The following is a 6,293-nucleotide window of genomic DNA, read 5'->3' as shown; positions in this document are numbered from 1 at the left end:
GCGCCAGACGGTGTGCGGGGTGAGCACCGCCTCGTCGGTGCCCTCGACCACCACCTCCTGGCGGAGCCGGTTGACGCTGCCGAAGGCGCCGTAGGCGTTGACGAGGTCGCTCCGCCCGCCTCGCCCCGCCCCCTCCGCCCGGCCTCGCCCCGGACGCCGCCCTGCTCGACTACCCGGACCTCGTCCTGGCGGGCCCCGACGAGCCCGCCGCCCGGCGCGGCACCCTGCACCCGCGCCTCGCACAAGACGCACGAGACGCACAAAACGCACGAGACACACGAACCGTACAAGACGCACAGGACGCCCCGGAAGCCCTCTGGACCCCGCCCGGCAGCGACTCCGCCCGGCTCCGCGACCTCACGCCGCCCCGGCACGCCGTCCCGCCCCGCGAGTCGGCCGGCTCCTTCGACCACCGTTTCGACGCCGCCGCCCCCGCCGACATCCCGTCCGACGGCACCTGGCACACCGTGACCGTCGGCGAGATCCCGCTCGCCGTCCGCCCGGAGTACGTCACCGTCCCCGCCGTCGAGGAGAAGGTGTACGCGACCCTGGTGCTCGCCAACCGCACCGACCAGGCCGTCCTGGCCGGCCCGGTCGAGGTCACTGTGGACGGCGGGTTCCTGCTCACCGCCGCCCTGCCCACCCTGGCGCCCGGCGGCGAGCGGCGGCTGGGCATCGGTGTCGCCGAGAGCGTCGAGGTGGCGCGCCGCACCGAGCTGCGCGAGTCCACCACGGGCATGCTGAAGGGCAACAGCACCGTCCTCGACCACCGGGTGCACGTCCAGCTGGCGAACCGGCTCGGACGCGCCGTCACGGTGGAGGTCCGCGAACGGGTGCCGGTCGCCTCCGACGCCGAGATCCGGATCGACGAGCAGGCCGACTGGCACGCCCCGGCCGTCTCCACGCCGGACTGCCCGCCCAGCACCCGGCTCTGGCGGGTCGACCTGCCGCCCGGCGGACGCGCCGAGCTGGACGGCGGCTACCTGATCAAGATCCCGGCCGGAAAGGCCATCGTCGGCGGAAACCGGAGGAACTGAGCGATGACCGTCGAAACGATTCCCCTGCCCGTCACCGCCGTGACCTGCCTGGAGGACCGCGGCCAGGTCGAGCGCACCACGACGGTCGGGCTCGCCGCGGGCGTGCAGCGGCTGCGCCTGGGCCCGCTCACCGCCCTGGCCGTCGACCGCACCCTGCGCGCCGAGTCCGCCACCGCCGGCGTCCGGGTGCTGGACTCCCGGCTGGTGCGCGGCTGGTCCCCGCGCGCCCCGTTGCCGCCCGGCCCGGAGGACTCCGAACTGCGCCACCGGCTGCACCGGCTGGACGCCGAGAGCCGGCTGGCCGACCAGACCCGGGGGCGGCTGGAGGCCCGGCTGGCGCTGCTCGCCCAGCTCTCCGCCGACCTGCTGCGCGAGATCGGCGAGGGCGCCGGCCTCGGCGAGCTCGAACCCAACCGCTGGGCGCGGGAGCTGGGCCGGGTGGACGCCGAGCGCGAGCGCTACGGCGAGGAGCTGCGCGCCACCCACTCCCGGCTGCGCCGGCTGGAGGAGGAACGCTCACAGGCCCTGATCGCCCTGGACGAGGCCGAGGAGGAACCGGCGGAGCTGACCGCCCACCTGGAGCTCACCGTGGAGGCGGCGCGCTCCGGCCCCGCCGAGCTGACGGTGTCCCACCTGGTGCCCTGCGCGCTGTGGCGGCCCTCCTACCGGGCGACCCTGGACGGCGGCGAGCTGCGCCTGGAATCGGAGGCGGTGGTCTGGCAGCGCACCGGCGAGGACTGGACGAACGCCCGTCTCACCTTCTCCACCGCCCGGTCCGCCCTCGCCACCGCGCCGCCCGCGGTCGCCGAGGACGTGCTGGTGCTGCGCGAGCGCACCGACGAGGAGCGCCGCACGGTGGAGGTCGAGCTGCGCGAGGAGGCGGTCGCCACCCTGGGCCCGGCCTCCCGGGTGCCGGGTGTGGACGACGGCGGCGAGGTCCGGGTGCTGCCCGCCCCCGCCCCCGCGACCGTGCCCTCCGACGGCCGCGCGCACCGGGTGCCGCTGGGGGCCTTCACCGGCCCGGCGGGCAGCGAGTACGCCAGCGCCCCGGAGCTGTCCCCGCTGGTCACCCAGGTGGTCCGGTTCCGCAACGCGGCCGGGCACCCGCTGCTGTCCGGCCCGGTCGAGCTGGTCCGCGGCAGCGGTTTCACCGGCCGGGGCGAGCTGCGCTTCACCGCGGCCGGGGCCGAGGCCGAGCTGTCCTTCGGCAGTTCGGACGGCTACCGGGTGGTCCGGGAGACGGAGGAGCGCCAGGCCACCGCCGGTCTCACCGGCCGCCAGACCACCACCCGGACGGTCCGGCTGCACCTGTCCCGCTTCTCCGGCCCGGAGGAGCACGACGACCGGATCGTCACGGTGCGCGAGCGGGTGCCGGTCTCCGAGGTGTCGGCGGTCGAGGTGCGGCTGCGCAAGGAGGACTGCTCCCCGGCGCCGGACTCCTTCGACGCCGAGGGCATCGTCCGCTGGGACGTCCCGCTCGCCCCCGGCGCCCGGCGCACCCTCACCCTGGTGTACGAGGTGTCCGCCTCCTCGAAGGTGGCCGGGCTCTGAACGGGGCCGACTCCGGGCCGCACCGACTCCGGCCGCACCGACACCTGGCAGCACCGACACCTGGCAGCCGCCCGCGGACACCACCGTGCCGATGACGGCCGCTCAGGACCAAACCGGAGACAACGGGTAGAAAAGGAAACATGATCCTCCACCTTGCTCCCCTGGACGACTGGCTGGCCGACCCCGGCCGCCCGTACGCCACCGCGTCACTGCTGACCGACGGGTTCATCCACTGCTCGGCGGACGAGCGGACGGCACTCGCGGTGGCCAACGCCTTCTTCGCCGACACCCCCGACCCCCTGATGGTGCTGCTGATCGAGGAGTCGCTGGTGGAGCCGATGGTGAAGTGGGAGGCCCCGCACGGCGCCCCGCCGCCCGGGGCCACGCCGGGCGTCCTGTTCCCGCACGTCTACGGGCGGCTGAACCGCACCGCCGTGGTCGGCCTGGAGAAGGTCGAGCGCGGGCCGGACGGCCGCTGGGCCTCGCTCAGCCCCTGGAGCTGACGGGCGCGGCCGGGGAGCCGTTCCCCGCGGCCGCCCCGCTCCGGACTACAGCCACCCCCGCTCCCGGGCCGCCATCCCGGCCTGGAAGCGGGTGGTGGCGCCCAGCGAGCGCATCAGGCTCTGGAGCCGGCGCTGGGTGGTCCGGGCGCTCCAGCCGAGCGAACGGGCGATCGACTCGTCGGTGAGCCCGGCCGCCAGCAGGCCCAGCAGTTTGCGGTGGTCGGCCTCCGGCCCCGCCCCGGCGTCCCCGGTGCCGGTCTCGGCCTGCAGGCGCACGGCCCGCTCCCACTCCGCCTCGAACAGCGTGTCCAGCGCCTGGAGCAGCGCCGAGGGGTGGATGACGTACGCGGCGTCCAGCACGCTGTCTCCGACGCTGATCGGGATGATCGCCATCCGATCATCCGAGATGATCATCTTCATCGGCAGCGTCGGCCGGACCCGCGCCTCCTCGCCGTCCACGACACCGACCAGGATGTTCTTCTCCAGCCGTCCCGGCCAGGCCACCGCCTCCCGGTCGTAGACCGTGCGGAACTTCACGCCCTCGCGCAGCCGCCGCCGCTGCAGCGGCATGGGCGCCACCGGGTCCTGGATGTACGGCGGGCGGTCGAAGCCGCGCACCTGGTACTGGCTGGTCTCGGTGATGTGCTCCAGTCGCTGGGCGATCGCCTCCCCGCCGGTCAGCACCTCCACCGAGTGCGCCGGGTCGGTGTACCGAGAGGCCTCCCGGAAGGCGTCCATCAGCCGGTGCATCTCGGCCCGGGCGTAGCGCAGTTCCGACTCCCGGTGGCCGATCAGGGTGCCGATCGCGACGTCCGGGGGGACGGGCAGGTAGCGGTGCCGGTCCACCGGGGCCCGGGTGGCCATGCCCTGCTGCGCCAACCGGTCCAGCGCGCGCACGCTCTGCTGGAACGTCAGCCCGCAGCTCTCCGCCAGCTCCTCCGCCGTGGACTGCGGGCTGGCCACCAGTGCCGCGTAGACCTGCCCGTCCGGCTCCGCCAGTCCCAGTGCGCCGAGGGCCTGTCCGCCGGCCCGCCCCAGTGCTGCATCGGACACGACGCCCTCTCCCCCTGCTCGCCCGTTCCCGTGGGCCCCGTCGGCCCCTTCCCGCCCCGACCCGCGCGCCCCGCGCTGGCGCAGTCCCGCCACACCGCCGGGTGGTGCTCCGCTGGCCATCCTCGGCCACGGATCATGGCGCTGACAAGGCCATGACCAGCTGGTGCGTCCCGGCTCACACGACCCGTCCGAAACGTGGACACCAGCCCCCGGACACACACCGGACGCGCCCGGACGCGCCGGGAACGCCGGAGCACGGGAACGCCGGAGCACGGGAACGCCGGAGCCCCCGGCCGCAGCGCGTGCGGCCGGGGGCTCCGGCGAAACGGACGGGCGGGCGGGCCTACAGGCCGACCTCGCGCATCAGCTGGCCGACCTCCGGGTTGGTCAGGCGGCGCAGCCAGCCCGACTTCTGGTCGCCCAGGGCGATCGGGCCGAAGTGGGTGCGCACCAGCTTCTCGACCGGGAAGCCGGCCTCGGCCAGCATCCGGCGGACGATGTGCTTGCGGCCCTCGTGGAGGGTCACCTCGACCAGGTAGTTCTTGCCGACGTTGGAGATGACCTTGAAGCTGTCGGCACGGGCGTAGCCGTCCTCCAGCTCCACGCCCTGGGCGAGCTGCTTGCCCAGGTCGCGCGGGATCGGGCCCTGGATCGCGGCCAGGTAGGTCTTGGTCACGCCGTACCGCGGGTGGGTGAGGCGGTGGGCCAGCTCGCCGTGGTTGGTGAGCAGGATGATGCCCTCGGTCTCGGTGTCCAGGCGGCCGACGTGGAACAGCCGGGTCTCCCGGTTGGTCACGTAGTCGCCCAGGCACTGGCGGCCGTCCGGGTCCTCCATGGTGGAGACCACGCCGGCCGGCTTGTTCAGCGCGAAGAACAGGTAGGACTGGGTGGCGACGGTCAGGCCGTCCACCTTGATCTCGTCGTTCTGCGGGTCGACCCGCTTGCCCTGCTCGGTGACCAGCTTGCCGTTGACCTCGACCCGGCCCTGCTCGATCAGCTCCTCGCAGGCGCGGCGGCTGCCGATGCCGGCCCGGGCCAGCACCTTCTGCAGACGCTCGCCCTCGGGCTCGCCGAAGGTCTTGGGCAGCTTGACGGCCGGCTTGTCGTGCCGGGCGAGGACGGCGTCCTCGATCTTGGCCTGGAGCTCGCGGGAGCGCTGCGGCTGACGGCGCGGGTCGCCCGGGGCGCCCTGGCCCTCGCGGCGCGGGCGCGGGGCCGGGCCGGGGCGCCGGCCGGCGTAGCCGCCGCGGGCCGGGGTGGCGTTGGGGCCGCCGCCGTACTCGGGGCGGTCGTACTTGCGCTCCTCGGGCCGCAGCGGGCGGTCCGGGTAGCGGCGGTCGTCGCGCCGGTCGTCCCGACGGCCCTCGCGCCGGTCGTCACGGCCGTAGGAGCCGCCGCCGTACGAGCCGCCGCGCGAACCCGAGCCCGAGCCGCCGCCGTACGAACCCCCGCGCGAACCCGAACTCGAGCCGCCGCGGCCGCTGCCGCCACCGTACGAACCCCCGCGCGAGCCCGAGCCCGAGCCGCCGCGGCCGCTGCCGCCGCCGTAGGAGCTGCCGCCCCGGCCCCCGCCCTGTCCGCCGCGACCGCTCCCGCCGCCGCTGCTGTTCCTGCCGTTGCCACTGCTACGCATCAAAGTGTCCGTACGTCGTTCCGTCTGGGATGTGCGGTCGTTTCGGCCGACCTCACCGCCCCCTACCGATCGGGCCCGGCCCGACCGGCCTCGCCACTGCCGTCCGCGGCCTGCGCGGCAGCGGCGGCGACCGCCTCCGCGATCATCGTGCCCTCCAGGGACTCCGCTTCCACGTCGTCGACCTCGGGCAGGAAGGGAGCGAGCTCCGGCAGCTCGTCCAGGCCGCGGAGCCCCATCCGTTCCAGGAAGTAGTTCGTCGTCCGATACAGGATCGCACCTGTTTCGGGCTCGGATCCGGCCTCTTCCACCAGTCCTCGCTGTACCAGGGTACGCATCACGCCGTCACAGTTCACACCGCGGACGGCGGAAACCCGTGATCTGGACACCGGCTGCCGGTAGGCGACCACCGCCAGGGTCTCCATCTCGATGCCGTCCCGGCGGGACTCCTCCTGACCGGTGGCCAGGGTGAAGGTGAGGCAGTCGACCAGGATGGAGCCCTCGTCGATGCCGTAGTCG

The 6,293-nt window shown here is 74.7% G+C and carries 6 protein-coding genes; 3 read left to right on the top strand and 3 right to left on the bottom strand.

Annotation, left to right across the window (positions count from 1 at the left end; all coding sequences use genetic code 11):
* Positions 1 to 161 precede the first annotated feature (161 nt).
* The 3 genes from AB0E96_RS37025 to AB0E96_RS37015 all read left to right on the top strand — a co-directional run bounded on the left by AB0E96_RS37025 (position 162) and on the right by AB0E96_RS37015 (position 3,091).
* The gene (locus tag AB0E96_RS37025; protein ID WP_359830574.1) at positions 162 to 1,037 is read left to right on the top strand and encodes a DUF4139 domain-containing protein; all 876 of its coding nucleotides are present in this window, start codon (positions 162 to 164) and stop codon (positions 1,035 to 1,037) included.
* A 3-nt stretch (positions 1,038 to 1,040) separates the two neighbouring features.
* Positions 1,041 to 2,588 (top strand): mucoidy inhibitor MuiA family protein, encoded by a 1,548-nt coding sequence (locus AB0E96_RS37020; RefSeq protein ID WP_359830571.1) that lies wholly within the window; start codon positions 1,041 to 1,043, stop codon positions 2,586 to 2,588.
* A gap of 140 nt (positions 2,589 to 2,728) precedes the next feature.
* Positions 2,729 to 3,091, top strand: a complete 363-nt coding sequence (locus AB0E96_RS37015; protein ID WP_359830569.1) for a DUF952 domain-containing protein — start codon at positions 2,729 to 2,731, stop codon at positions 3,089 to 3,091.
* A gap of 45 nt (positions 3,092 to 3,136) precedes the next feature.
* Here the strand turns inward: AB0E96_RS37015 and AB0E96_RS37010 are convergent, their stop codons facing one another.
* From AB0E96_RS37010 to AB0E96_RS37000, 3 genes are all read right to left on the bottom strand, one after another.
* A complete protein-coding gene (locus tag AB0E96_RS37010; protein WP_359830566.1) occupies positions 3,137 to 4,144 on the bottom strand; it encodes a helix-turn-helix domain-containing protein in 1,008 nt (335 codons plus the stop codon).
* A gap of 343 nt (positions 4,145 to 4,487) precedes the next feature.
* The gene (locus tag AB0E96_RS37005) at positions 4,488 to 5,777 is read right to left on the bottom strand and encodes a pseudouridine synthase (RefSeq protein ID WP_359830564.1); all 1,290 of its coding nucleotides are present in this window, start codon (positions 5,775 to 5,777) and stop codon (positions 4,488 to 4,490) included.
* A gap of 62 nt (positions 5,778 to 5,839) precedes the next feature.
* On the bottom strand, positions 5,840 to 6,293 hold a 454-nt coding region (locus AB0E96_RS37000), incomplete at its 5' end, for an SMC-Scp complex subunit ScpB (RefSeq protein WP_359830562.1).

The organism is Kitasatospora sp. NPDC036755 (assembly GCF_040636595.1).
Taxonomy (GTDB): domain Bacteria; phylum Actinomycetota; class Actinomycetes; order Streptomycetales; family Streptomycetaceae; genus Kitasatospora.
The sequence above is the reverse complement of the archived record's forward strand: the minus strand, read 5'-3'. Positions and strand labels throughout refer to the sequence as shown.

Coding starts and splice junctions, on each gene's coding strand:
- AB0E96_RS37005 (WP_359830564.1), bottom strand. CDS start 5,777: ATGCGTAGCAGTGGCAACGGCAGGAACAGCAGCGGCGGCGGGAGCGGT.
- AB0E96_RS37015 (WP_359830569.1), top strand. CDS start 2,729: ATGATCCTCCACCTTGCTCCCCTGGACGACTGGCTGGCCGACCCCGGC.
- AB0E96_RS37020 (WP_359830571.1), top strand. CDS start 1,041: ATGACCGTCGAAACGATTCCCCTGCCCGTCACCGCCGTGACCTGCCTG.